Below are 26,735 nucleotides of genomic sequence, written 5' to 3'. Positions count from 1 at the left end.
CGCGCCGGATCACGGCATACCCATGGTCTGCTCGGAGTGCACCAGCCCGATGAACGGCACGATCTGCTGCGCGATCACCGTGTTGTATTCGCGCGGATGCTGGCGCGGATCGGCATGCCCGGTGCTGCGGGTCAGCACCACCAGGAGTGTGCCGTCGACACCGCCGACGGTGTCGATCAGCGTGCGATGGGTGTATTCGTCGTCCACGACGGAATCCCGGTACGGATCGTGCGGGCGAATGAAGACGACGGCCGGGCGGGCCTTGCCGGACGCGGGTTTCGCCAGCGCGTGCAGGTCGTCGATCGCGCCGCTGGCGACGATGGCCTTGAATTGATCCTCGATGAGGCCGTTGCTGGCGGCATCGGTGTTGAAGATCTTCTGGCGCAGCACATCGGTGACCGTTCGGCCCAGCGCCCCCGTCCGGATTCCCGGCGGATCGGAGCCGTAGTCGATGAACTGGTCACGGCGGGAATAGGTTTCCGCCAGCAGCCGCAGCCCCCGGCTCTCCCGCGTGCCGGGGAACCAACCGAACCAGCGCAGCAGATCCTCACCCTGGTCGCGGCTTTCCGGCCGCACCGCGGCCAGGTTGACCGGCGTGCAATCCAGGATCACCCCGGACAGAGTGCGCGTGCTGTGGGTGTGGATGTGCTTGGCGATCTCGAGTGCGATCACCCCGCCCATGCTGTGGCCGACCAGCACCACCTTGTGGATGCGGGCGGCCTCGGTGACGCGGATGATCAGGTCGCTGATGACCTTGGTGTCGATACCGGTGTTGTCATAGCGCACCGCCCACACCGAACCCAGCTGCCGCAGTGAGGGCAAGGAGCGCGCGGTGTCGGAGGCATCGAGCGAACCCAGGCCGACGAGGTCGAAGACCGCGGTATCGCGTTCGCTCGCGGCGGCCGGGCCCGAGATGGGCAGCACCGCGGGATCGGTGCGCGCCAGCCGTGCCTGCTCGGGGGAAACGTCGTAGTGCCAGTACTGCGCGAACACGACGAGGACGACGATCGGGACCAGCGCCGCCCGCAGCAGCACGCGCCGCGTCCGCCCCAGCGTCCGCCAGCGGTGCCCTGCACGGGTTTCGGTCAGCCGGGCCCGCCGTCGCGCATCGTCGTAATCCGCGACCGTGGAAGGGTGCCGATCTCGCATGGACATCCCTACCCACTGTAAGGGCCTTCGCGACCGGCGCATCCGTCCCGCGACGCGGCCCGGTCATATCCGATATCGATTACCCCTGGTCGTCGAGGAGATGGCGGGGTGCGGCCTGACGCCACGAATCCAGGATGATCGCCTCCAATTCGGCCCGGTCGTCCAGCGCGGCCAGCCGGGCGCGCACCCATGCGTTACCGGCCTCGTGCGCGGCGATCCAGAATTTCCCGGGTTCGGCCACGACCAGTTCGTCGCGGTCGACGATCGGGCAGCGCACCGCCATCGAGGTCTCGGCCTCGGGCAGGGTCAGAAACAGCTTGCCCGCGACCCGGAAAGTGGGCATCCCCCAGGCGAATTGCTCCGACGTCTCCGGCAGCGACAAGGCATAGTCGCGGGCATCCTCCCCGGTTGCGCTCATGCCCAGCATCCTGCCAGGCACCACCGACAGGAATCGGGGTGTGGCCACGGATATCGCGCCGGCCCTCGATTCGCCTGCCCGGCAGGCGGTGGACGGTCCGAATTCGCGAGGCCGCCCGGCGCCCGATCCGGCGGCGAGGTAGGGCTCAGCCGAGGTAGCGCCGACTCCAGTCCGCGTGGAACCATCCGGACGCGGTGTCGGTGAATCGCTCGGGCGACCACTGCCCGGCGCCCTCGGGAATCACCCCGACCACCTCGACACCGGTGACCTCCGGCAAGTCGGTGCGGTTGCATTCGGAGGCGAGATCCGGTGCGCTCGGCCAGGATCCGATGACCAGTCCCGCACACCGCACACCGGCGGCGGCGAGGGCGCGGGTGGTGAGTTCGCTGTGGTTGAGTGTGCCCAGTCCCGCGGCCGCCACCACCAGCACCGGTGCGGCCAATTTCTGTGCCAGCTCGAGCAGCGTGAACTCCCCGACCCGGACCAGCAGGCCGCCCGCGCCCTCGATCAGGGTGAGGTCGGCATCGGCCAGCGAGTCGATGCCTGCCACCGTCTCACCGAGGGTGAGCAGCGGTTGCCCGCAGCGGCGGGCGGCGGTGTCGGGGGCCAGCGGTTCGGGATAGCGGGCCAGTTCGAGCGTGCGGGTCACACCCGCCAGCCGCTCGATCACCGCGAGGTCGCCCGCTTCGCCCGGAGCCACGCCGGTCTGTGCCGGTTTGCACACCGCGACCGTGCGCCCGGCCGAACGCGCCGCCGCGGCCAGCGCGGCCGTGACGACGGTCTTCCCGACATCGGTCGAGGTGCCCGTCACGATCAACCTGCTCATAGCGCCTCGCTCCTCCATTCCTCGTATCACTCAGGCGGCCCGCGGATCCCGCGCCGCGGTCAGCACCTCGTCCAGCACCGTGGCGATGGTCTCCATCTCGGCATCGGTGAGGTCGGCACGCGCGGTCAGCCGCAGCCGCGAGGTGCCTTCCGGCACCGACGGCGGCCGGAAACAACCCACGCTCAGACCGCGTGCCCGACACTGCTGCGCGGCGTCGTAGGCGACCTGCGCCTGCCCCAGCACCACCGAGACGACCGCCGAATCCGGTTGCGGCACACCGGCGATGCGGGCGATATCGGCGGCCCGGGTGAGCACTCGCCCGCCCAGCTCCGGTTCCTTGCGCAGCAACCGCAACGCCGCGTGGGCGGCGCCCACCGCGGCGGGCGCCAATCCGGTGTCGAAGATGAAGGTGCGCGCGGTATCGATGAGGTGGGCGCGTACCCGCTCGTCGCAGAGCACGATTCCGCCTTGCGCCGCAAGCGCTTTCGACAGAGTGGCGGTGACGATCAGATCCGGTTGCCCGGCCAGGCCGAGTTCCTGCACCAGGCCGCGTCCACCGTCGCCGCGCACGCCGATGCCGTGTGCCTCGTCGACGATCAGCACCGCACCGTTCGCGCGCACCACCCGATGCAGGTCGGTCAGCGGCGCCAGGTCGCCGTCGGCGCTGAACACCGAATCGGTGAGCACCAGCGCCCGCTCCTCCGTCCGCTGCGACAGCAGCCGGTCGACGGCCTCGACATCGCGATGCGGCGCGATCTCCACCCGCGCCCGCGAGAGCCGGCAGGCGTCGACCAGCGAGGCATGACTGCCGGCGTCGGAGACCACCAGCGCGCCGCGACCGGCCAGTGCGGTGACGACACCGAGGTTGGCGGCATACCCGGAGGCGAAGACCAGGCCCGCCTGCGCTCCCACGAAGTCGGCCAGGTCGGACTCGAATTCCTCGTGCGCGACGGTGGTGCCGGTGACCAGCCGCGATCCGGTCGCGCCGGCGCCCCAGGTCCGGACCGCCTCGACCGCGCCCGCGATCACCTCGGGGTGGCGCGACAGGCCCAGGTAGTCGTTGGAGGCGAGGTCGATGAGATCGCTGTGCGCCGGTCGCGCCCGCAACTGCCGCCGCAGCCCGGCGCGCACCCGGTCACCCGCACGCTCGTCCAACCAGCTCAACGGATCCTCGTTCACAGCTCGGAAGCATACTTGAACGCCGTTCAGGACGCCTGCGCCGGGTGCGTTCCACCGTTCCCGCCGCAGGTGGCGAACCGTCAGGCCGGTGGCGTCCAGTCGAGGGCGCGTGCGAAGGCGCGCGGCATCGCCCAGCCGGGCATCAGCCGCAACGCGGTGTCGCGGGCACGCACCGCGGGTGTCCACGACCATTGCGCGACCGTGCCGATCCGCCGGGAACGATGGGCGAGGGCCCGGGTGCGCGGGCGACGCCGCGCGTCGTAGCGGCGCAGCGCGTCGTCGATCTCGCCGTTGTCGAGCAACGCGGCCAGGGTGACCGCATCCTCGAGGGCGAGGTTCGCGCCCTGGCCCATGTTCGGCGTCATGGCGTGTGCGGCGTCGCCGAGCAGCGCGACGCGTCCGCGGACGAACGTCGGCAGATCGGGCAGATGGTAGATGTCGTGGCGCATCACCGAATCCGGCGACACCGCGCCCAGCAGTCGCGGAACCGGATCGGGCCACGCGCCGAAACGCCGTCGCACTTCGGCGAATTCGCCGTCGGGTGCGCGCTCGCCTTCGGCCGCGTTCACCGCGCCGAACATGTACACCCGCTGGTCGGCGAGCGGGACGATGCCGAAAATCTCACCGCTGCCCCAGATCTGGCCGCCCTGGCGAAGGCCGGGCAGCGGTTCGGTGATCATTCGCCACGCGGTGTATCCGGCGTAGCGGGGTGGGCGGGCGTGGGGGCAGACCGCGGTCCGCACGACGCTGCGCAGGCCGTCGGCACCGATCACGAGATCCGCCGTCTCCGCTCCCCCGGCGTGCAGGACGCGCACCGGCGGGTCTTCGATGTCGACCCCGGTGACGGTGACTCCCAGGCGCAGACGGTCCTCGCCGAGCGCCGTACACAGGATGTCGAACAGGTCCGCGCGATGGACCGCCACCACCGGGCCGTACCGGTCGGCCACTTTCTCGGTGTCGGTGCGGGTCAGCCAGCGGCCGGAGCGGTCGCGGATTCCACCCTCGGTCTCGGCCATCGCGCGCGAGCGCACCTGCGCGCCCACGCCGATCGCATCCAGCGCGCGTAACCCGTTGGGCCACAAGGTCAGTCCCGACCCGACCTCGCCGACGGCGGCGGCTCGCTCCCAGACCTGGACGTCGTGTCCGCGCCGATGCAACGCGATCGCGGCGGCCATACCGCCGATTCCCCCGCCGACGACGATCACTCGCAGTGCCCGCATTCCCCACTCCTCGGCTCCTAGGCGTCGGAGTCCAGCCAAACACACCGCGCACACCGCCGCAGGTCAGCCGCCGATGCGCGCATGTGCCAGCCGGCACAGATCCACCGGTTGCAGCGCATCGGTGCGTTCCCACCAGCCCGCCGGCACGGCCGCTCGGTGGCTGATGTGCTCGACCGTGGTGAACCCGTACCGGCGCAGGACGTCGTCGAGAGCTTCCGGGGTGAAGGTGCTCAGCCACGGTTCACCCTGTGCGCTGGTGACGGGCTGGACGGATTCGGCGTAGGCGTGCCCGTTGCCGTCGCGCAGTGCCGGATCGAGCATGTACTCCATCACCAGTTCCGACCCCGGGGCCAGACCGGCCAGGGCGGCCAGCGCGGCGCCGATCGCCTCGGCGGTGAGATACATGCTGACTCCGAGCCAGCTGACCACCGCGGGACGTTCACGGTCGAATCCGGCATCCGTCAATTGCCGTGGCAATTCGTCGTGTTCGAAATCGACGGGTACGAAACTCACCTCGCCGACCGGCTGGATATCGCCGATGGCGAGGATTTCCCTTTTCCACCGCTGGGTGCCGGGATGGTCGACCTCGAATATCCGGATGCCTTCGGCCGGACCGCGATATCCGAAACTGTCGAGTCCCGCACCGAGAACGACATATTGCGCCGCGGCCGATTCGGCGAGGCGCTGTTCGACCCAGTGGCTGCGCACCGTCGCCTGCGCCCGGACCGCGGCGAGCAGCGGATGGTCGCCGTGGTGCAGGTGGTAGCCGATGAGCTCTTCGGCATGTGGGCCGAGCAGGGCGGAGGCCATGGTGTCGCGGAACAGATAGGGCTCGCTGTCGATCAGCAGGTGGGCCGCGCGGGCCGCGGCCGCCATCATCGCCGTGCGACTGGGTTCGGTGCCGATCATCGAATTCCCTTTCACCGTCCTGCGGACCCGGTGGATATGACCGGGCGAATGCCGATGATAGACAGGAATTTTCGCGCTCGCCGTTACCATATCACACGAAAATAAATATCCGATATACGACAAAGGGCGGGTAGGAAGGGAATTCGGCTCACCCCGCCGCGGCGGTGGCGACGACGCCGGCGGCGATGCGCGCGATATCGTCGGCGCTGCTGATGAACGGCGGCATGGTGTACACCAGATTGCGGAACGGCCGCAGCCACACGCCGGCCTCGACGGCGGCGCGGGTCGCGGCGACCATATCGATCGAATGGTCGAGTTCGACCACCCCGATCGCGCCGAGCACCCGCACATCCACCACACGCGGATTGTCCTGCGCGGCAGCGAGTCCCGATTTCAGACCCGCCTCGATCGCGGCGACCTCGCCCGCCCAGTCCCGCGAGAGCAGCAGTTCGACGGAGGCCACCGCGACCGCACAGGCCAGCGGATTGCCCATGAAGGTGGGCCCGTGCATGAGCCCACCGTGCGCCGCGCTGACGGTCTCGGCGATGCGGGTGGTGCACAGTGCTGCGGCCAGGGTCATATATCCGCCGGTGATGGCCTTGCCCACGCACATCACGTCGGGCACCACCCCGGCGGCGTCGGCGGCGAAAAGCGTTCCGGTGCGGCCGAATCCGGTGGCGATCTCGTCGAAGACCAGCAGTACGCCGTGCTCGTCGCACAACCGGCGCAGCTCGTTCAGGTAGCGCGGATGATGAAAACGCATCCCGCCCGCGCCCTGCACGACGGGCTCGACGATCACCGCCGCGGTCTCGTGCGCGTGTGCGGCCAGCAGCCGATCCAGTTCCGCGACGTAGGCGGGATCGAAGTCGACCGGCGGTACGGGCGCGAAGATCTGCTCGGCCAGCACATCTGTCCACAGCGAGTGCATGCCGCCCTCGGGATCGCACACGCTCATCGGAGTGAAGGTGTCACCGTGATACCCACCGCGCCAGGTGAACAGCCGCCGCTTGCCGGGCTGTCCGAGCGCCCGCCAGTACTGCAGGCACATCTTGGCGGCGACCTCGACCGACACCGAGCCCGAATCGCAGAGGAACACCTTGTCCAGACCGTCGGGAGTCAGCTCTACGAGCAGCTGCGACAGTCGCACCGCCGGCTCGTGGGTGAGCCCGCCGAACATGACATGACTCATCCGCCGCGACTGCTCGACCAGCGCGGCGTCCAGCACCGGATGCCGATACCCGTGGACCGCCGCCCACCACGAACTCATCCCGTCGACCAGTTCGCGGCCGTCGGCGAGGGTCAGGCGGGTGCCCGCGGCCGAGGCGACGACCAGCGGTTCGGTGCTCGCGGGGAAGCCCCCGTAGGGATGCCACACATGGGCGGCGTCGAGGGCGGTGATCTGGTCGGCTGTCAGGGCCACGCGGATCCCTTCACGAGACGGTCTTGAACGCTGTTCAAGTTAGCACCGCGACGAATCACGTCGGCACGGGGACCGCGACTACGGCGCGACCGATCTACCAGCGCGCCGGATTCGAACTCGTCGATTTCGGGCCGCACCACAGTTTCGGCGCCGACCTCGTCGGCCGGACGTGGCGGCGCGGCCTGCGGTAACAACGGCGCCATCGATAGCCACCGGATTACCGGCCGGGCACGACCCGGCCCACCCGCACCGGCGACTCCGGCGCGACGGTTACTGTCGATACATGGTTCGGCCCGATACATCCGGTGAGATGACGCCTCTCGGTGTCTGGCCGGGCGCCGCCTATCCGCTGGGCGCGACCTACGACGGGGCCGGTACCAACTTCTCGGTGTTCTCCGAAGTTGCCGAACAGGTCGAGCTGTGCCTGATCGATCGCGCGGGCGGTGAGCACCGCATCCCGCTCGACGAGGTCGACGGGTACGTCTGGCACGCCTATCTGCCCACCGTCGCCCCCGGCCAGCGCTACGGGTTCCGCGTGCACGGCCCCTACGATCCCGCCCGCGGATTGCGCTGCGACAGTAGTAAATTACTGCTCGACCCCTACGGCAAGGCCTTCGCGGGCCGGTTCGCCACCGACGCCACCCTGCACACCTACGGCGCGGATACGCTGGGGCACACCATGACCGGTGTGGTGGTCAACCCGTACTTCGACTGGGGCGGCGACCGCCCGCCGCGGCGGCCCTATCACGAAACCGTCATCTACGAAGCCCACGTGAAGGGGCTGACGATGACGCATCCGGCGATTCCGCAGCGACTGCGCGGCACCTACTCGGGTATCGCGCATCCGGCGATCATCGACCACCTGCTGGCGCTCGGGGTCACCGCCATCGAGCTCATGCCGGTCCACCAGTTCCTGCACGATCGAATCCTGCTCGACCGCGGCCTGCGAAACTACTGGGGATACAACAGTTTCGGCTATCTGGCGCCGCACCACGAGTACGCCGCCGACCCACGCGCCGGGGCCGCGGTCACCGAATTCAAGGCGATGGTCCGGGCACTGCACAGCGCCGGCATCGAGGTGATCCTCGACGTGGTCTACAACCACACCGGCGAGGGTAATCACCTCGGGCCGACGATCGGCCTGCGCGGGATCGACAACGCGGCGTACTACCGTCTGGCCGAAGACGATCCGGCGCACTATATGGACTACACCGGTACCGGCAACAGCCTCAACGTGCGCCACCCGCACACGTTGCAGCTGATCATGGATTCGCTGCGGTACTGGATTCTCGATATGCACGTCGACGGCTTCCGCTTCGATCTGGCGGCCACGCTGGCGCGCGAATTGCACGATGTGGACCGGCTTTCCACCTTCTTCGACCTGGTGCAGCAGGATCCGGTGGTCAGTCAGGTCAAACTGATCGCCGAGCCGTGGGATGTCGGCGAGGGCGGCTACCAGGTCGGGAACTTCCCCGGCCTGTGGACCGAGTGGAACGGCAAATACCGCGACACCGTGCGCGACTACTGGCGCGGCCGACCGGCGACCCTGGGCGAATTCGCCTCGAGGTTCACCGGCAGTTCCGACCTGTACGAGGCCACCGGCCGCCGACCGGGTGCGAGTATCAACTTCGTCACCGCCCACGACGGCTTCACGCTGCGTGATCTGGTGTCCTACAACGATAAACACAATCACGCCAACGGCGAGGACAATCGCGACGGCGAGGACTACAACCGGTCCTGGAACTGCGGGATAGAAGGTCCCACCGACGATCCGGAGGTGTGTGCGCTGCGAGATCGCCAGAGCCGCAACATGATCGCCACCCTGGCGCTGTCGCAGGGCACACCCATGCTGCTGCACGGCGACGAGATCGGGCGCACGCAGCAGGGCAACAACAATGCCTACTGCCAGGATTCGCCGGTGTCCTGGATGGATTGGGGCGCCGCCCAGAAATACGCCGATCTGCTGACGTTCACGCGCGCCGCCTTCGCGCTGCGCCGCGCCCATCCGGTGTTCCGGCGACGGCGCTTCTTCGACGGACGCCCCGGCACCCCCGGCGAACTCCCCGGCGATATCGCGTGGTTCACCCCCGGCGGCACGGAGATGACCACCACCGACTGGAACACCGGCTTCGCCCGCTCGCTGGCGGTGTTCCTCAACGGCGAGGCGATCGCCGAACCGGGCCCGCGCGGGGAACGAGTGCGCGATGATTCGTTCCTGCTGTGTTTCAATGCCCACGACGCACCCCTCGAATTCGCCGTACCCGGACCGGAATTCGGCGCGCACTGGACCGTGGCGCTGGATTGCTCGACACCCACCGGGCGCGCAGATGCCACCTATTCCGCAGCGACCACGGTCGCCGTACCCGCTCGCTGCCTGCTCGTTCTCCGCCGTTCCGAATCCACACCGATATCGAGATGACAGACACCCCTTCCCCTGAACACCGCACCGGCCCGATCGCCCGCCGGACCCCCGTGCGCAGTACGTACCGACTGCAACTGCGCCCGGACGCCCTGACCTTCGCCGATGCCCGCGCGATCGCCGAATATCTGCAGCAGCTGGGCATTTCGCATTTGTATCTGTCTCCGGTGATGACCGCGATGCCGGGCTCCGCGCACGGCTACGACGTCACCGATCCGACCACCGTGTCGGCGGCACTGGGCGGGCCGGGCGGGCTGAAGGCTCTCGCCGACGAGGTCCGCGCCCGCGGCATGGGACTGATCGTCGATCTGGTGCCCAATCACGTCGGCGTCGGTGATCCGCGGCGCAATCCGTGGTGGTGGGATGTGCTGCGTAACGGCAAGAATTCGAAGTTCGCGCATTTCTTCGACATCGACTGGAGTCCGGGCAACGGCGCCGGCGGGCGGCTCGCGCTACCGGTCCTGCACAGTGAGAACGATCCGGCGGCGCTGACCGTCGATCGCTCGGGCCCCGAACCCGTCCTGGCCCTGCGTGATCTGCGCTTCCCGATCGCCCCGGGCACCGACGGGGAGAACGCGCTGCGCATCCACGACCGCCAGCACTATCGCCTCGTCAGCTGGAAGGCCGGGATCTGCAGCTATCGCCGGTTCCTGGCGGTCTCCGAACTGGCGGCCATCCGGCAGGAGGAGCCGGCGGTGTTCGACCTGACCCATCGCGAACTGGCCGCCTGGTGCGAACACGATCTGATCGACGGGGTGCGTGTCGATCATCCCGACGGATTGTCGTATCCGGCCGCCTATCTGGCGAAACTGCGGAGGTTGATCGGTCCGCAGCGGCTGCTGATCGTGGAGAAGGTGCTCGGCCGGAACGAACCGCTCGACGCCACGCTGCCCGTGGACGGCACCACCGGATACGAAGCGCTCGCGGAGGTCGGCGGCCTCTTCGTCGATCCGGCCGGGGAGCAGGCGCTCACCGAACTGTCGCGGCGGATATCGGGGCACGGCAGCGATGCCGCCTGGATCGCCGACACCGAACACCGCATCAAACGCGCGGTCGCCGAACGGCTGCTCGTTCCCGAGGTCCGGCGATTGGTCGGCGCGGTGAAGCGCGATGCCGCGGTGAACGGATTCGATTCGGCGGCGATCAGCGATATGGCGCTGACCAATGCCACCATCGAGGTGCTGTCCTATATGCCGGTGTACCGCACCGACTACGCACCCCTGTCCGGTGTGCTCAGCACCGTCGTGGCCGAGGTGCAGCAACGCAACCGGGAGCTGACCGCGCCGCTGTCGGTTCTGGTGCGGGCGCTGGCCGCCGGCGGAGAAGCGGCGCGGCGGATGCATCAGGTCGGCGGCGCGGTCGCGGCCAAGGCGGTCGACGACACCATGTTCTATCAGGCGGCGCGTCTGGTGTCGCTGCAGGACATGGGCGGTGATCCGAGCCGGTTCGGCCGGTCGGTGCTGGAATTCCATCTGGCCAATGCCGAACGCGCGGTGCGCCGCCCGACCACGATGACGACGCTGTCGACGCACGACACCAAGCGCGGTGAGGATGTGCGGGCCCGCATCACGGTGCTCTCGCAGGTGGCCGACAGCTGGGCGAAGGCGGTGGGCGCGTGGCTGGAACTGGCGCCCGCACCGGACGGGCAGACCGCGATCTTCCTGCTGCAGAACATGTTCGGCGTGTGGCCCGTCGACGGACGCCGCCCCGCCACGGTGCCGCGGTTTCGCGAACGCCTGCACCTGTTCGCCGAGAAGGCGGTGCGCGAGGCGGGACTGCGGTCCTCGTGGGAGGAACCCGACGTCGACTTCGAGGCGGACGTGCATCGCTGGCTGGACACCGTGATCGACGGGCCGGTCGGCGCCGAACTGGGTGAACTGGCGACCCGGCTCGCGCCGCACGCATGGTCGGATTCGCTGGGGCAGAAGCTGCTTCAGCTGTGCGGCCCCGGCATCCCCGACGTGTATCAGGGGTGTGAGTTGTGGGAGGACTCGCTGGTCGATCCGGACAACCGGCGGCCGGTCGACTTCGGTCATCGCCTGGCGATGCTGCAATCACTCACGGGCACACCGGAATTGGACAACTCCGGGGCGGCGAAGATGTGGATCGTCGCCTACGCCCTGTGGTTGCGGCGGGAGCGGCCGGACTGCTTCGTCGGCGGCTCCTACACACCGCTGTTCGGCAGCGGCGACCGCAGCGAACACCTGGTGGGGTACGCGCGCGGCCGCATCGGGGAGGCGCCGCAGGTGATCGTGGCCGCGACCCGCTACAGCGTGGCCCTGGCCGAGGGCGGGTGGGCCGATACCGTCCTCGACCTGCCCTCGGGCACCTGGACCGACCGCCTCACCGGCCATACGTTCACCGGCCGCACCCGGCTGGAGAAGCTGTTCGCCCGCCTGCCGGTGGCGCTGCTGGTGCGCTGAGACCGGAGCGAGCCCGGATCAGTACGCCGAGAACACGCTGTCGATCGTGCCGTAGCGGTGCGCGGCGTAGTTGCAGGCGGCGGCGATGTTGGCGACCGGGTCGTAGATGTCACCCGAGGTGCCGTCGACGTGGTAGGCGGCGAAGGTGGGGTCGATGACCTGCATCAGGCCCTTGGACGGGATGCCTGCCGCGGCGTTGGAGTCGTAGAGGTTGATGGCACGCGGGTTGCCACCCGACTCGCGCATGACGTTGCGGTAGATGCCGTCGTAGCTGCCCGGAATGCCGTGCTGCCCCATCACGAAGAGCGCGTGCTTGATCCAGCCGTCGAGGTTGTCGGGATAGGTCTGCGGGACCACCTGTTGCAGCGGCTGCGGCAGGTTCTGCAGGAATTGCTGAGCCTGATCCTGCTGCGGCTGCGGCAACCCCTGCACCAACTGCTGCAGTTGTGGCGGCGCGGCGGGGGCATCGGCGTGGGCCGCGACGGGCACGGTGACGACGGCGGCGAGGACGGCGAGAGGTAACAGTCTTCTGATCTGCATGGCGATACGAACTCCGGGTACGTCGAACGGTGGTGGGACCATCGCGACGATCCGCAGAACAAAAGCCCGCTCGCCGCGGTGAAAACAGACCGTTGGTCTGCTTCCTGGCGAGTCACAGAATGATTGCGGCAAGTTAACGTAAACATAACGTCAAGTGAACAACAGATGTTATTACGCTGAGAAAAATCCGCTGGACCTGCGGTGATGTGTGCAGCGGATCACACGTCGGTTTTATCTCGATCAGATCACGCACCCAGCCGCAGGCCGAGCCGAGATCGCTCCGCACCCTTAAGCCACTGAGACACAAGCGAACCCGGGCGCCTACCGGAAGCGCCCGGTGACAGCTTTCAGCGGCCGGCTCACCTGAGCCGCGGCACCGCGCCGCCGGCGAACGCGCTGGGCGAACGCCGGGGGCTCGCGGTGACGATCAGGCGGCGGTGCCGGCTACCGAGCCGCTGCCCGCCGGATGCTCTCCGCCCGGCACATGCTGTTCTGCTACCGGGTGATGAGTGACGACGCCCTCGTCGTGCTCGCCGACCGGCAGAGTGGGCAGCGGTCCGGCCAGTTCCTCGGCCCAGCGGACGACGTTCGGCGGGCGGTAGGTCGCGCACGGCGCGGCGCAGTCGGCGAGGTAGATGCGCCGATCACCGGGTGCGGACAGACGACGCCAGGAATCGGCGTAGAAGCGGGGGTTGCGCGGATGCAATGCCCAGCCCACGCGATTGAGGACGCGGTAGAAGACGGTCAGCGAATCATGCGCCCGCGGAGGCGAATTCGGCGTCGAATCCGGCGCGGCGACAGTCGAATCCGGCGCGGCGGCCGACTGCGCCGGGGTACCGCGGCTCAGGAGTTGTTCGATGCGCTCGTCGTCGAAACTCAATCCCGCCCGGCGAGCCTGGTCGACCATCCAGCGCAGCGTGATGTCGGAGAGCCGGCTGTCGGCGTAGCCGCCGCCGATATCGGTGTGCACTCCCTCGAACCACACCTGCTGTACCCGGTCGGCACCGGCCGGGCCGCCCTCGGGGTCGTCGGTGACCTCCCACAGGCAGGGTGCGTACATCCGGCGGCGCTCGTCGATCGCCAGCGCTTGCCGCGCGTAGCGCACATTGCGCGACAGCCGCACATCGTGGAAGCGGTAGCGCCACGAGGTCAGCAGCGGCACCCCGAGCGCGCCGACGGTGTCGAAGACGCCGACGAAGTGGATCGGCACCGGATAGACGCAATGCCGCTCGCGGAATTCGATCCACTCCGGCCGATCCGGGCCGTCGGGATCCACTTTGCGCTGACGGTAGATCGCCAACGCCTCCGGATACGTCCGCTCGATCATCGCGTCGGCGGTGAGCAGCCCGAGCCGGTTGACCATCCCGACCAGGCTGCGGGCGGTATAGGCCCCGCGACTGAAGCCGAAGACGTAGATCTCGTCCCCCGGCTCCCAGTTCAGGGCGAGCTGCCAGTACATCGTGGACAGATTGGCGTCGAGTCCGAGCCCGAACGCGCCGCCGAGCAGTTTATCGGCCAGATAGCCGCGGGAGCCGGGGCCGTCGACATAGAAAACCCGTTGTCCCACATGGTCGCCCGCGTCGGTTACGGCACTCGACCGCACCGACTCGGCGATCTTCACAACATTGGAGACCGTCGGATTGCTCTCCGATCCCCACGTGCCGTCACAGCACACAACCAAACGCTTCATACCGGTAATCCTCCCGCCCCGTACCGTGTCGCTCGCGAGTAGCGAACTACTCGAATCATCGCGCAGCGCGAGTGATTACGTTAATGCTCGCGCGCATCGGATGTCGGGGATGCGAGTAGTGGAATGATGACGGCCGACCGCCCTCGTCTCGGTCGACCGTCATCGGCGAGACGGGGAGCGGCCCGAAGACCGCCGACCGCCGCGACGCACCGATCTGCCCTTGTGGACCGTTCGTCTCTCGCAGCCGGGTTATCGCCGCCGGGCCCGCGCGGCGTTACCGGGGCCACTCGGATCCCTCCCGGCGATCGTCCGCGACCGCGGTCGCGGCGGTGAGATTCGCCACCGTGATGCGGGAGGTTCGCGGCGATTCCGGCGGACTCGCCCAGCCGCGAATTGCACGCATGTAGTTCCCTGGCGCAGGGTGTCGGTCCGGTCGACTAGGATTCCTCGCGTGGCCGACTCGGGATTCGTACATCTGCACAACCACACCGAGTACTCGATGCTCGATGGCGCCGCCAAGATCACGCCCCTGTTCAAGGAGGCGGAGCGGCTCGGGATGACCGCGGTCGGGATGACCGACCACGGCAACATGTACGGCGCCTCGGAGTTCTACAACTCGGCCAAGAAACAAGGCATCAAGCCGATCATCGGCATCGAGGCGTACATCGCGCCCGAGTCGCGGTTCAACACCAAGCGCGTGCAGTGGGGTGACCCGAGCCAGAAGAGCGACGACGTCTCCGGTTCCGGCGCCTACACGCATATGACGATGGTCGCCGAGAACGCGACCGGTCTGCGGAATCTGTTCAAGCTGTCGAGCCTGGCCTCCATCGAGGGACAGCTCGGCAAGTGGGCGCGTATGGACGCCGAGATCATCGCCCAGTACGCCGAAGGGATCATCGCGACCACCGGCTGCCCGTCCGGCGAGGTGCAGACCCGGCTGCGACTGGGCCACGACCGCGAGGCGCTGGAGGCCGCGGCCAAGTGGCAGGAGATCTTCGGCAAGGACAACTTCTTCCTCGAGCTCATGGACCACGGACTGTCCATCGAGCGCCGGGTGCGCGAGGGCCTGATCGAGGTCGGCAAGAAGCTGGGCATCCCGCCGCTGGCCACCAACGACTGCCACTACGTGCACGAATCCGACTCCACGAATCACGAAGCGCTGCTGTGCATTCAGACCGGTAAGACGCTCTCGGACCCGACCCGCTTCAAATTCGACGGCAGCGGCTACTACCTGAAGTCGGCCGCGGAGATGCGCGAGATCTGGGACGGCGAGGTCCCCGGCGCCTGCGACAACACCGTGCTGATCGGCGAGCGGGTGCAGTCCTACGAGGACGTGTGGACCCATCGCGACCGGATGCCGAAATTCCCGGTGCCCGAGGGTGAGACCGAGGCGTCGTGGCTGCGCAAGGAGGTCGCGCGCGGCCTCGAGTACCGCTTCCCCGACGGTGTCCCGCAGAAGTACCTCGACCAGGCCGAATACGAGATCAACGTCATTCTCGAGATGGGCTTCCCGGCCTACTTCCTGGTCGTCGGCGACCTGATCAACCACGCCCGCGAGGTAGGGATCCGGGTCGGTCCCGGTCGTGGTTCGGCCGCCGGCTCGCTGGTCGCCTACGCGCTGAAGATCACCAACATCGACCCGCTGCCGCACGGTCTGCTGTTCGAGCGATTCCTCAACCCCGAGCGCGTGTCGATGCCCGATATCGATATCGACTTCGACGATCGCCGCCGCGGTGAGATGGTCCGCTACGCCACCGAGAAGTGGGGCACCGACCGGGTCGCCCAGGTCATCACCTTCGGCACCATCAAAACCAAGGCGGCGCTGAAGGATTCGGCCCGCGTGCTGTTCGGCCAGCCCGGCTTCGCGATCGCCGACCAGATCACCAAGGCGCTGCCGCCGCCGATCATGGCCAAGGACATCTCGGTGTCGGGTATCACCGATCCCGAGCACGAGCGGTACAAGGAGGCCGCCGAGGTCCGCACCCTCATCGAATCCAACCCCGACATCGCCAAGATCTACGACACGGCGAAGGGACTGGAAGGCCTGATCCGCAACGCAGGCGTGCACGCCTGCGCGGTGATCATGTCCTCGGAGCCGCTGACCGACGCGATCCCGGTGTGGAAGCGAGCCCAGGACGGCGCCATCATCACCGGCTGGGACTATCCGTCGTGTGAGGCCATCGGCCTGCTGAAGATGGACTTCCTCGGGCTGCGCAACCTCACCGTGCTCGGTGACGCGATCGACAACGCCAAGGCCAACCGCGGTGTCGACGTCGACCTGGACGCGCTGCCGCTGGACGATCCGAAGACCTTCGAACTGCTCGCCCGCGGTGACACCCTCGGTGTGTTCCAGCTCGACGGCGGGCCCATGCGCGATCTGCTGCGACGCATGCAGCCCACCGCCTTCGAGGACATCGTGGCCGTCGGCGCGCTGTATCGCCCCGGCCCGATGGGCATGAACGCGCACAACGACTACGCCGACCGCAAGAACGGGCGCCAAGAGGTCAAGCCGATCCATCCGGAGCTGGAGGAACCGCTCAAGGACATCCTCGGCGAGACCTACGGCCTGATCGTCTACCAAGAGCAGATCATGCACGTCGCGCAGAAGGTGGCCGGGTACTCGCTCGGACGAGCCGACATCCTGCGCCGCGCGATGGGTAAGAAGAAGGCCGAGGTACTGGCCGCGGAGTTCGAGGGCTTCGAGAAGGGCATGCTGGAGAACGGTTTCTCCAAGGCCGCGATCAAGGCGCTGTGGGACACCATCCTCCCGTTCGCCGGTTACGCGTTCAACAAATCGCATGCCGCCGCGTACGGCCTGGTCTCCTACTGGACCGCCTACTTCAAGGCCAACTATCCGGCCGAGTACATGGCCGCCCTGCTCACCAGCGTCGGCGACGACAAGGACAAGGCCGCGGTCTACCTGTCGGACTGCCGCCGCCTGGGCATCACGGTGCTGCCGCCCGACGTCAACGAGTCCGAACAGAACTTCGCGCCGGTCGGCACCGACATCCGTTTCGGTCTGGGCGCGGTGCGCAACGTCGGCACCAACGTGGTGTCCTCGATCATCGCCGCCCGCACGGAGAAGTCGAAGTTCACCGATTTCTCCGACTACCTGAACAAGATCGACACCGTCGCCTGCACCAAGAAGGTCACCGAATCCCTCATCAAGGCAGGCGCTTTCGACTCGCTCGGGCATCCGCGCAAGGGCCTGCTGCTGGTGCATTCCGACGCCATCGACGCGGTGATGGCCACCAAGAAGGCCGAGGCGATCGGACAGTTCGACCTGTTCGGCGGCCTCGACGACGGTGACGATTCGATCTCGTCGGTCTTCGATGTCAAGGTGCCCGACGAGGAGTGGGAGGCCAAGCACAAGCTGGCCCTGGAACGCGAGATGCTGGGACTCTACGTGTCCGGCCATCCGCTCAACGGGGTGGAGCATGTGCTCGCCGCCCAGGCGGATACGCCGATCCCGGCGATTCTGCAGGGCGACGTCAAGGACGGCGCGCAGGTGACCATCGGCGGCATCCTCGCCTCGGTGACCAGGCGCGTCAACAAGAACGGAATGCCCTGGGCCTCAGCGCAATTGGAGGACCTCACCGGTGGTATCGAGGTGCTGTTCTTCCCGCAGGCCTATTCGGTGTACGGGATGGACATCGCCGAGGACGCCGTCGTGCTGGTGAAGGCGCGCGTCTCGGTGCGCGACGACCGGATCTCCCTGATCGCCAACGACCTGGTGGTGCCGGATCTGTCGTCGATCGGCATGGAGAAGCCGCTGGCGGTGACGATCCCGACCCGGCTGTGCACACCCGACAAGGTGAGCGCGCTCAAGCGCGTCCTGTCCAGCCACCCCGGCACCGCCGATGTGCACATCCGCCATGTCGGATCACGGGAGAAGACCACCCTGCTCAAGGTCGCCGACAACCTGCGGGTGTCGCCGTCCTCGGCGCTGATGGGTGATCTGAAGGCGCTGCTCGGCCCGGGCTGCCTGGCGAGCTGAGGACGTGCGGCGCCGCGTACCGACCGGGCGTCGCGCCGCAGTCCGCTACCACGACAGAGCGTCGCCGATGTTCGACGTAAGGATGGGCGCCGATAGCCCGTGGGGTCAGTCGGCGTGGTGGGAGCGATCCGCCGCGACTCCCACGATCCAGCGCAGAGCCGCGAATCCGGCGCCGACCAGTACGGCGAGCTGCGCCGACCCGGTGATCAGGCCCAGCATCAGCGCGAGCAGCAGACCCAGCGCGACGGCCTCGAGTTTGTACACCGGCCACGGCACACCGGCGAGCCGCACCGTATGCGTGGCACGGCGGACCGGGCGAACGATGGGGCTGACCGCTGTCATATCGTCAGGCTACACGTATCACGAAGTTCGGTCCACCGAACATTTGCGGCGATCCGGTCACGAACGACGCCGGGAACACATCCGCCGGCCTCGATTGTTATGCCCGGCATGCCACTCACCGGAGAATACGCACCCAGCCCGTCCGACTGGTCCCGCGAGCAGGCCGAGAAGTACGAAGCCTCCAACGGGACACAAGCCAACACCCTGCTCGACCGCGGAATTCCGATCGTCCTGGTCACCAGTGTCGGCGCCAAGACCGGCAAACTGCGCAAGACTCCGCTGATGCGCGTGGAGCACAACGGCGAGTACGCGGCGGTGGCCTCCCTCGGCGGCGCCCCCAAGCATCCCGTCTGGTACTACAACCTCAAGGCCAATCCGACCGTCGAATTGCGCGACGGCGATGTGGTCAAGGACTACACCGCGCGCGAGGTGACCGGCGAGGAGAAGGCCGTATGGTGGGAGCGCGCGGTCGAGGCCTACCCGGACTACGCCGACTATCAGAAGAAGACCGACCGCGAGATCCCGGTTTTCGTCCTGACCCCGAAGTCCTGATTCACCGGTCCGCGATCACCGGTGCGACGCCCGGCCCTCGGTCCGGGCGTCGCCGGTTTCCGGGCGTACCGGACCGCTGGGGAAACTGCCGCGCGCCGCACCTACCGCGACCGATAGCATGTTCGGGTGTCTGAACCGCTGGATGTCGTAGAGAAAGTATCCGCTCCGCCGCCCGAACTGAGCGCGGACGAGATCGACGCGGCCGCCAAGCGAATTTCCGACATCGTCGAGCCGACGCCGCTGCAGCGAATCGAGCGGTTGTCGGCGGCCACCGGCGCGAACGTCTACCTCAAGCGTGAGGACCTCACCGCGGTCCGCTCCTACAAGCTGCGCGGCGCCTACAACCTGATCGTGCAACTCGATGCCGGCGAACGTGCGGCAGGCGTCGTCACCGCCAGCGCCGGCAACCACGCCCAGGGGGTGGCCTTCGCCTGCCGCGCGATGGGGATCCAGGGCCGCATCTACGTGCCGACCACCACACCCAAGCAGAAACGCGATCGCATTCGCGCCCACGGCGGCGAATTCGTGGAATTGATCGCCGTCGGCGACACCTTCGACGCGGCGGCCGCGGCGGCCGCCGACGACGTATCCCGCACCGGCGCCACCATGGTCCCGCCGTTCGACGACGCTCGCACCGCGGCCGGGCAGGGCACCGTGGCGGTGGAGATCCTCGAACAGCTGCCGACCGCCCCCGATCTGGTGATCATCCCCGTCGGCGGCGGCGGTTGCCTGGCCGGCATCGGCACCTATCTGCGCGACCGCTCGCATACCACCGCCATCCTGGGCGTCGAACCGGCGGGCGCGGCCTCCATGACCGCCGCGCTCATCGCGGGTGGCCCGGTCACGCTGCCGCAGATCGATCCGTTCGTCGACGGCGCCGCCGTGCGGCGGGTGGGCGACCTGCCCTACGCCACGGTGTCGAAGTTCGGTGGGCGCGTGGTGTCGCATGCGTCGCTGCCGCTGCTCATCGGCACCGAATCGCCCCGGGGCGCAGGCTCTTTCCGGATGATGCAGGTCGACGAGGGCGCCATCTGCACCGCCATGCTCGAGCTGTATCAGAACGAGGGTGTGATCGCCGAACCGGCGGGTGCGCTGGCGGTGGCCGCGCTGGCCGAGATCGATATCGAGCCGGGGTCGACGGTGGTATGCCTGCTGTCGGGCGGCAACAACGACATCTCGCGCTACGGCGAGATCATCGAGCGCTCGCTGGTGCACCGGGGCCTCAAACACTATTTCCTGGTGAACTTCCCGCAGGAACCCGGCGCGCTGCGCCGCTTCCTCGACGAGGTGCTCGGCCCCGACGACGACATCACCCTGTTCGAATACGTCAAGCGCAACAACCGGGAGACCGGGGCCGCGCTGGTCGGCATCGAACTGGGCGCACCCTCCGGCCTGGCGGCACTGCTGGCGCGCATGGACGACTCGCCGATCCAATGCCAGCAGCTCGATCCCGACTCCCCCACCTACCGGTACCTCACCTGATCTCCCCCGCCGAACTTGCCCTGTGCCGCGGAATCTCCTGCGGCACAGGGCGGTTCGACGTTCACGCGGCGCGTCGCTGCGACGTGCGGCGGCCGTCGCGCATGGCCCGGGCACCGCGCATCACCAGCGGCAACACCCAGGCCGCGGCCAGCTGATCCCAGACGAACGACTGGGGCGTGAACCGGTTGTGCACGAAGCCGACCGACAGACCCAGGCGCGGTTCCGCCCAGCCGAACGAACCGGCCAGCCCGATATGGCCGAACCCGGAGGAAGCCCCCGGGATCGGGAACGTGTGATAGCCCAGATGCCACATCATCGGGAAGTAGAACAGGGCGTGATCGAGCCGGTGGGTCTGCACGCGCCGGATCTCGCGCATGGTCTGCGCCGACAGATACCGGCGACCGGCGATCATGCCGCCGTCGGCGAGCACCCCGTAGACCGACGCCAGTGCGTTCGCGGTGAACACGCCGTTGCCGGCGGGCATCTCGGTCGCGAGGATGGACGGTTCGTCACCGTCGAACAGGGCATGCAAGCCCGGCAGGAACAGCGCGCGAGTCGCGGCACCGGCCGGACCCGGGAAACGTCCGGCCTGCCCGAGGACCAGGGCACCCAGCGCGGTTCCGGCCATCGCCAGCCGGGAACCGGCGAGCGCGGCGACGGTGGTGTCCGAATCCGGCGCCGGACGACCGAGATGGAGGCCGTCGATGCCCAGCGGCTCGGAGACCTCGGTGCGGAACAGCTCGCGCATATTCGTGCCGGTGACCGCCCGGGCCAGCCCCGCCAGCAGCCAGCCGTAGGTGAGGGCGTGGTATGCGGGCACCCCCAGCAACCGGTCCGGCGCGGCGGCGGCCAGGCGGTGTTCCATGAGTTCGTGGTCGAGCACCTCGTCGAGTCCCCCGGCGACGGGCGGGAGCGAGGACAGTCCGGCGCGGTGAGTGAGCAACTGCGCCACCGTGATTCGCGATTTGCCGGCCGCGCCGAATTCGGGCCAGTACTCGGCCACCGGAGCGGAGTAGTCGATCAGGCCGCGGTCGGCCAGGCGATGGATGACGGTGGAGGCGATGCCCTTGGTCGCGGAGAACGCGACGCTGCCCGTCTCGCGGGTCCAGGGCGTGGTGAGATCGGAGTAGCCGGTCCACACATCGACCACCGGCTCACCGTGCCGAAGCACGGTCAGACCGCCTCCGGCTCCGGCACGGCCCCCGACGATCCGTGCGAAATTACGCACCAAGGGTTCGAACTCGACCGCGGCCGAGCCACGCACACCTGCGGGCAGAGCCGCAGAACCTGCGGGTAAAGCGTCGTTGCTCACACAGCCTACGGTACGGGCGTACCGTTGTGCGGGCAACGGCGTTGTCCGCACGGTGATACCCCCGAGACCGGTTCGACGCGCACCGCACGCGGTACGGATCCGGTCTGTGATTCCCCGGTCGCTTCGACCTCCCATGTCGTGACCTGCCGAAACAGTCCTGCGCCCGCGACGGTGTGTCATGGTTGAGACATGCGATCGTTGCGGTCTGAGAGCTCCGATTCGCCGGGATCCCGCAGCCGGGCGGGGACACCGCCGGGATCGCGGCGGCGTCGGGGCCTGATCGCGATGGTCGCCACGCTGCTCGCCATGGCCCTCGTGGCGGCCTGCTCGAGCTCCGACACGGTGACCGCGACCCCGCGCCCCGCACCGGTGACCGGCGACTGGAACGGGGTGCTGCCGCTGCCGGATCAGCAGCTGCCGATCGGGGTGAGCTTCACCGAAGACGGTGGGAGCGTGACGGTTCCGGCGCAGGGCGTCTTCGATCTGCCCCTCGAACAGGTCGATATCGCGCCGGATGCGATCGCCTTCACGATCCCCGGACTGCCGGGCGATCCGCACTTCAACGGCCGCTACGACCGTCGCACCGATGCCGTCACCGGCACCTTCACCCAGTCGGGTCACGATCTGGCGCTGACCCTGCACCGCGGGAAAGTGCAGGCCCCGCCGCGCCCGCAGGAGCCGCGTCCGCCGTGGCCGTATATTTCCGAGGACGTGAGCTATCGCAGCAGCGACGGCACCACCATCGCCGGAACGCTCACCCGGCCACGAGGGCCGGGACCGTATCCGGCGGTCGTCCTGGTATCCGGCAGCGGACCTCAGGATCGCAACGAGGAGATCGCCGGGCACAAACCGTTCCTGCTGCTCGCCGATACGCTCACACGCGCCGGATACGCCGTCCTGCGCACCGACGACCGAGGTGTGGGCGGCACCGGCGGACAGCTCGACACCTGCAGCTACACCGACCTCACCGACGACATCATGGCCGGGCTGGGCTATCTGCGCAGCCGTGCGGATATCGACGGCAACCACATCGGTCTGCTCGGCCACAGCGAGGGCGGCTATCTCGCACCGCTGGCCGCCACCCGCCCCGACAGCCGGCTCGCCTTCGTGATCATGATGGCCGGGCCCGCGGTGTCCGGCTCGGAGGTGCTGCTCGCACAGAACCAGTTGCTGCTGCGCAGCGAGCACGCCGACGCCGACGCCGTCCGCAAACAGGTCGGCTACATCACCACGCTGACGACGTTGATCCGCACCGGTGACGACGAGCAGGTCCGCCGCTTCGCCACCGAACACGACGACTCGCTACCGCCGGAGCAGCGACAGCCACAATCGGCGATCGATCAGCTGACCGCGCCGTACTTCCAGGCCCTGGTCGACTACGACCCGGCACCGGCCCTGCAGGCGCTGCGAATTCCGGTGCTGGCCTTCTACGGAACCAAGGACATGCAGGTTCCCGCCGCCCAGAGCGCCCCCGCCGCCCGGGCGAACCTGGCGGGCGACCCGAATGCGGAGGTCCACGTCTTCGACGGACTCAACCATCTGATGCAACCCGCCGACACCGGCAGCCCGAAGGAATATCCGACCATCGAAACGACGATCGCGCCCGAGGTGCTGAACTACATCACCACGTGGCTCGGCAAATACGTCACACCGGTGCCGTGACCGGTAGCGGCGCGCGGGGCGACTTGACACAGTGAGGGGGTGGGAATCTACAGCGAGCGGGTGCTGCCGCGGTTGATCGATCGGGTGTGCGGAGTGACGGCCAACGACCGGTTGCGCCGGCGGGTGTGCGCCGGGTTGCGCGGCAGGGTGGTGGAGATCGGCTTCGGATCGGGACGCAACGTGCCGTTCTATCCCGCAGGGGTGAGTCGGGTCAGCGCTGTGGAACCGGCGGATCTGGGGTGGCGGCTGGCGGCGAAACGGGTCGCGGACTCACCGGTGCCGGTGGAGCGGGCCGGGCTGGACGGACAGGCATTGCCGTTCGCGGACAACAGTTTCGACTGCGCACTGTCGACGTGGACGCTGTGCACGATTCCGGATGTCGCCGTCGCGCTGCGGGAGGTGCGGCGAGTTCTGGTACCCGGCGCCACTTTCCACTTCGTCGAGCACGGCTTGGCGCCGGATGCGAACGTGCGCGGCTGGCAGCATCGGCTGGATCCGATCCAGCAGGTGATCGCGGGTGGCTGCCACCTGAACCGCGATATTCGCGGATTACTGGAGGAGGCCGGCTTCGAGATCACCGAGCTGGATCGGTTCTACGATTCTCCGGCGCCGAAGACGTTCGCCGCACTGTCGCTGGGTATCGCCGTCTCGCCCTGACAATTCGATATCGAAAAAGCCGGCGGCCGAAGCGAATTCGGCCGCCGGTCGCGCACTACCGGTGTTCGCCGGTCGCCGCGGGCCAACCGCCGTACGGTACGGTCAGCAATTCCATATAGTGACCGCTGGGGTCGAGGAAATAGATTCCGCGACCGCCGTCGTTGTGGTTGATCTCGCCTTCCCGGCTCTGCTGCGGATCGGCCCAGAACAGCAGCTCGCGTTCCCGGATCTTCGCGTAGGCCGCGTCGAATTCGGGTTCGGAGACCAGCAGGGCGTAATGCTGCGGCTGAATCTCGGTGATATGCGGCGGAACTCGGGCGAAGTCGAAGGTGACGCCGTTGTGCACGGTGACCGGAATGAACGGCCCCCACGGCGTTCCCACACTCAACCCCAGAATATCGGCCCAGAATTGCGCCGATTCCCGATTGTCACGACAGCCGACAATGGTGTGGTTGAACTGGATGGACAGGATTTCTCCTCTGATAGTGACGATCCCGACCCCGGACCGGTACTCGTCGGCCTACGGGAGCATCGCCACGAATCCGAGATTAACCCAGCGCGTCCCGCCGTGCCAAGCGCCGGGATCGCCGCAACGCGTCCCCGGTGAAGACCGCCAGCGCCGTCCAGATCAGCCCGAATCCGATCCAGCGCGAGGCCGGCATCGGTTCGTGGCCCACCAGCACACCCCACGCCAATTGCAGTGCGGGAGTGAGATATTGCAGAATCCCCATGGTCGACAGCGGCACCCGCGACGCCGCGAAGGCGAACAACAACAGCGGGATCAGCGTCACCGGTCCGGTGGCGACCATCAGGGCGGTGTGGCCGGCGCCGTGCCCGAACTCGGCGTCCCCGCGCACACCCAGCGCGATGACGACCGCCAGCGCGAACGGCGCGGACACCACGCCCTCGGCGGCGACGCTGCGCATCGGGTCGAGCCGGATCACCTTCTTCACCAGCCCGTAGGTGGCGAACGAACAGGCCAGGACGAGCGCGATCACCGGCGGCTTGCCGTAGTCGACGGTCAGCACCACCACCGCGGCCCCGCCCAGCCCGAGCGCGACCCACTGCGGCCACACCAGCCGCTCCCGGAACAACACGACCGCGAACAGGACCGTGACCAGCGGATTGATGAAATATCCGAGCGCGCATTCCACCACGTGCCCCGAGGTCACGCCGTAGACGTAGGTGCCCCAGTTGATCGAGATCGCCGCCGCGGCGACCGCCGCCAACCGCCAGGTGCGGCCGTCGATCGCCCCCAGTTCGCCCAACCGCCCGGCCGCCAGCAGCAACACCAGCACCACGACCAGAGTCCACAGAATCCGCTGCGCCAGGATCTCCACCGGCCCCGCGAAGTCGAGCAATCCGAAGAAGGCGGGAAACATTCCCCAGATCAGATACGCCCCCGCGCCGACCGCCACCCCGCCACCGGTGAGCGAGCGCCCCCATCGTCCTCGGCCTCCGGCGCCACCTCCGGCGCCGGTCGCCTCCTCCACGTCGTTCATCGCTCCACGCACCCGCACCAGCCGCACGCTACTTCCGTCCGGTAACGCCTGTCGAGCGGGTTTCGGACCACGCGCTGATTCGTCGGTACGGGTCGCGGACCGACGCGGTCACGGGTGCCCGGCTGTCGCCGGCCCGATCCGGCGCCGGGAGCGGATTCGTTCAGGGCGAGGTCGGCAGGATTTCCGCCTGCGGGAGGCGGACCACCCCGTCGAGGTAACGGTGGCAGCGGCCGGTGAGCAGCACACGCGAGCCGCTGACCGTGCAGCGCAGGCGGCCGGTGCGGGCGGACAACTGACGAGCCGACAGATCGCCGCGGCCGAGATCGCGGGCCCACAACGGCGCCAGCTGGGCATGCGCCGAGCCGGTGACCGGGTCCTCGTCGACGCCGACGCCGGGAGCGAAGAAGCGGGACACGAAATCGCAGCGGTCGCCGGGTGCGGTGAGGATCACCCCGCGCCGCAGCGCCGGGAAGGCGGCGAAACGGGGGCGAGCCTGGCGCACTTCGGCTTCGGTGGCGACCACGACCACCTCGTCCTGGCCGGTCAGCACCCGCACCGGCCGCACCCCGAGCGCCGCGATCAGATCCGGATCCGGGACGGTGTCCACCGATTCCACCAGCGGCAGGTCGAGCTCGAGCTCCGCGCCGTCGCGTTCGACGCCGAGCCAGCCGCTGCGAGTGAAGAAGTGCAGCCGGTCGGCGGTGGGATGCATATCGTCGAAGATCTGCGCCGCGGTCGCGAGGGTGGCGTGCCCGCACAGGTCGACCTCGGTGGCCGGAGTGAACCAGCGCAGCCAGAACGCCGGGCCGTCACCGGGCGGCAAGCCGGCCTCCACCGGCAGCGCCGAAGTGTAGAAGGCCGTCTCCGACAGCCGATTCTCCTCGGCCAGCCGCTGCAACAGCTCGTCGGGCAACCAGCCCAGCAGCGGCATCACCGCCGCCGGATTACCCGTGAAGGGCGCATCCGCGAACGCATCGATCTGATGCAGCAGGACCTCCATACTGCCGAAGGTACCCGCGTTGCGAATCGATGCGTG

21 protein-coding genes are annotated in these 26,735 nt (G+C 68.3%); 7 read left to right on the top strand and 14 right to left on the bottom strand.

The genetic code is table 11. From position 1 onward, the window contains the following. Positions 1 to 9 precede the first annotated feature (9 nt). The 7 genes from NK1_RS07340 to NK1_RS07310 form a co-directional block, all read right to left on the bottom strand. Complete coding sequence (locus tag NK1_RS07340) at positions 10 to 1,155, bottom strand: alpha/beta fold hydrolase (RefSeq protein WP_063007802.1); 1,146 nt, start codon at positions 1,153 to 1,155, stop codon at positions 10 to 12. A gap of 73 nt (positions 1,156 to 1,228) precedes the next feature. Beyond that, positions 1,229 to 1,567 carry an MmcQ/YjbR family DNA-binding protein gene (locus tag NK1_RS07335; protein WP_063007910.1) on the bottom strand — a complete coding sequence of 113 codons (339 nt, stop codon included), beginning with the start codon at positions 1,565 to 1,567 and terminating at the stop codon, positions 1,229 to 1,231. A 145-nt stretch (positions 1,568 to 1,712) separates the two neighbouring features. Then, complete coding sequence (gene bioD, locus NK1_RS07330; RefSeq protein ID WP_063007801.1) at positions 1,713 to 2,393, bottom strand: dethiobiotin synthase; 681 nt, start codon at positions 2,391 to 2,393, stop codon at positions 1,713 to 1,715. Between the two features lie 30 nt (positions 2,394 to 2,423). Then, entirely contained in the window at positions 2,424 to 3,572 is a 1,149-nt protein-coding gene (locus NK1_RS07325) for an 8-amino-7-oxononanoate synthase (protein WP_063007800.1), read from the bottom strand. 80 nt (positions 3,573 to 3,652) lie between these two features. Next, on the bottom strand, positions 3,653 to 4,792 hold the full coding sequence (locus NK1_RS07320) for an FAD-dependent monooxygenase (protein WP_063007799.1): 1,140 nt from the start codon (positions 4,790 to 4,792) through the stop codon (positions 3,653 to 3,655). 63 nt (positions 4,793 to 4,855) lie between these two features. Further along, positions 4,856 to 5,701: a class I SAM-dependent methyltransferase gene (locus NK1_RS07315; protein WP_218023078.1), complete on the bottom strand. Its 846-nt coding sequence runs from the start codon at positions 5,699 to 5,701 to the stop codon at positions 4,856 to 4,858. A gap of 148 nt (positions 5,702 to 5,849) precedes the next feature. Next, positions 5,850 to 7,121 (bottom strand): adenosylmethionine--8-amino-7-oxononanoate transaminase, encoded by a 1,272-nt coding sequence (locus tag NK1_RS07310; RefSeq protein WP_063007798.1) that lies wholly within the window; start codon positions 7,119 to 7,121, stop codon positions 5,850 to 5,852. Positions 7,122 to 7,404: 283 nt separating this feature from the next. Between NK1_RS07310 and glgX the strand changes: the two genes are divergently transcribed. Together glgX and treY are read left to right on the top strand one after the other, a co-directional pair. Further along, positions 7,405 to 9,540 carry a glycogen debranching protein GlgX gene (gene glgX / locus NK1_RS07300; RefSeq protein WP_084460665.1) on the top strand — a complete coding sequence of 712 codons (2,136 nt, stop codon included), beginning with the start codon at positions 7,405 to 7,407 and terminating at the stop codon, positions 9,538 to 9,540. After that, positions 9,537 to 11,963, top strand: coding sequence for a malto-oligosyltrehalose synthase (treY, locus tag NK1_RS07295; protein ID WP_063007795.1), 2,427 nt, complete (start codon positions 9,537 to 9,539; stop codon positions 11,961 to 11,963). Before glgX ends, treY begins: the two co-directional genes overlap by 4 nt. Positions 11,964 to 11,981: 18 nt before the next feature. Here the strand turns inward: treY and NK1_RS07290 are convergent, their stop codons facing one another. After that, positions 11,982 to 12,545 (bottom strand): transglycosylase SLT domain-containing protein, encoded by a 564-nt coding sequence (locus NK1_RS07290; protein WP_218023077.1) that lies wholly within the window; start codon positions 12,543 to 12,545, stop codon positions 11,982 to 11,984. A 385-nt stretch (positions 12,546 to 12,930) separates the two neighbouring features. After that, positions 12,931 to 14,193 (bottom strand): T6SS phospholipase effector Tle1-like catalytic domain-containing protein, encoded by a 1,263-nt coding sequence (locus NK1_RS07285; RefSeq protein WP_084460664.1) that lies wholly within the window; start codon positions 14,191 to 14,193, stop codon positions 12,931 to 12,933. 451 nt (positions 14,194 to 14,644) lie between these two features. Between NK1_RS07285 and dnaE the strand changes: the two genes are divergently transcribed. Next, positions 14,645 to 18,190 carry a DNA polymerase III subunit alpha gene (gene dnaE, locus NK1_RS07280; protein WP_063007794.1) on the top strand — a complete coding sequence of 1,182 codons (3,546 nt, stop codon included), beginning with the start codon at positions 14,645 to 14,647 and terminating at the stop codon, positions 18,188 to 18,190. Positions 18,191 to 18,295: 105 nt separating this feature from the next. Here dnaE and NK1_RS07275 read toward each other — a convergent pair whose 3' ends face one another. After that, positions 18,296 to 18,532 (bottom strand): hypothetical protein, encoded by a 237-nt coding sequence (locus tag NK1_RS07275; RefSeq protein WP_063007793.1) that lies wholly within the window; start codon positions 18,530 to 18,532, stop codon positions 18,296 to 18,298. Between the two features lie 108 nt (positions 18,533 to 18,640). Here NK1_RS07275 and NK1_RS07270 point away from each other — a divergent pair, with 108 nt between their 5' ends. Further along, positions 18,641 to 19,084 carry a nitroreductase family deazaflavin-dependent oxidoreductase gene (locus tag NK1_RS07270; RefSeq protein ID WP_063007908.1) on the top strand — a complete coding sequence of 148 codons (444 nt, stop codon included), beginning with the start codon at positions 18,641 to 18,643 and terminating at the stop codon, positions 19,082 to 19,084. 126 nt (positions 19,085 to 19,210) lie between these two features. After that, positions 19,211 to 20,566: a threonine ammonia-lyase IlvA gene (ilvA, locus tag NK1_RS07265; RefSeq protein ID WP_063007792.1), complete on the top strand. Its 1,356-nt coding sequence runs from the start codon at positions 19,211 to 19,213 to the stop codon at positions 20,564 to 20,566. Between the two features lie 61 nt (positions 20,567 to 20,627). Here ilvA and NK1_RS07260 read toward each other — a convergent pair whose 3' ends face one another. Further along, positions 20,628 to 21,878, bottom strand: a complete 1,251-nt coding sequence (locus NK1_RS07260; RefSeq protein WP_063007791.1) for a serine hydrolase domain-containing protein — start codon at positions 21,876 to 21,878, stop codon at positions 20,628 to 20,630. A 285-nt stretch (positions 21,879 to 22,163) separates the two neighbouring features. Here NK1_RS07260 and NK1_RS07255 point away from each other — a divergent pair, with 285 nt between their 5' ends. Further along, on the top strand, positions 22,164 to 23,540 hold the full coding sequence (locus NK1_RS07255; RefSeq protein ID WP_063007790.1) for an alpha/beta hydrolase family protein: 1,377 nt from the start codon (positions 22,164 to 22,166) through the stop codon (positions 23,538 to 23,540). A 39-nt stretch (positions 23,541 to 23,579) separates the two neighbouring features. Further along, positions 23,580 to 24,197, top strand: coding sequence for a class I SAM-dependent methyltransferase (locus NK1_RS07250; protein ID WP_063007789.1), 618 nt, complete (start codon positions 23,580 to 23,582; stop codon positions 24,195 to 24,197). Positions 24,198 to 24,252: 55 nt separating this feature from the next. Here NK1_RS07250 and NK1_RS07245 read toward each other — a convergent pair whose 3' ends face one another. The 3 genes from NK1_RS07245 to NK1_RS07235 all read right to left on the bottom strand — a co-directional run bounded on the left by NK1_RS07245 (position 24,253) and on the right by NK1_RS07235 (position 26,699). After that, the gene (locus NK1_RS07245; protein WP_063007788.1) at positions 24,253 to 24,666 is read right to left on the bottom strand and encodes a VOC family protein; all 414 of its coding nucleotides are present in this window, start codon (positions 24,664 to 24,666) and stop codon (positions 24,253 to 24,255) included. 79 nt (positions 24,667 to 24,745) lie between these two features. Further along, positions 24,746 to 25,717, bottom strand: coding sequence for an EamA family transporter RarD (rarD, locus tag NK1_RS07240; RefSeq protein ID WP_245660382.1), 972 nt, complete (start codon positions 25,715 to 25,717; stop codon positions 24,746 to 24,748). Between the two features lie 142 nt (positions 25,718 to 25,859). After that, positions 25,860 to 26,699, bottom strand: coding sequence for a PhzF family phenazine biosynthesis protein (locus tag NK1_RS07235; protein ID WP_063007787.1), 840 nt, complete (start codon positions 26,697 to 26,699; stop codon positions 25,860 to 25,862). Positions 26,700 to 26,735 lie beyond the last annotated feature (36 nt).

This window comes from Nocardia kruczakiae NBRC 101016, assembly GCF_001612965.1.
GTDB lineage: Bacteria > Actinomycetota > Actinomycetes > Mycobacteriales > Mycobacteriaceae > Nocardia > Nocardia kruczakiae.
This window is presented reverse-complemented; position numbering and strand designations above follow the sequence as displayed.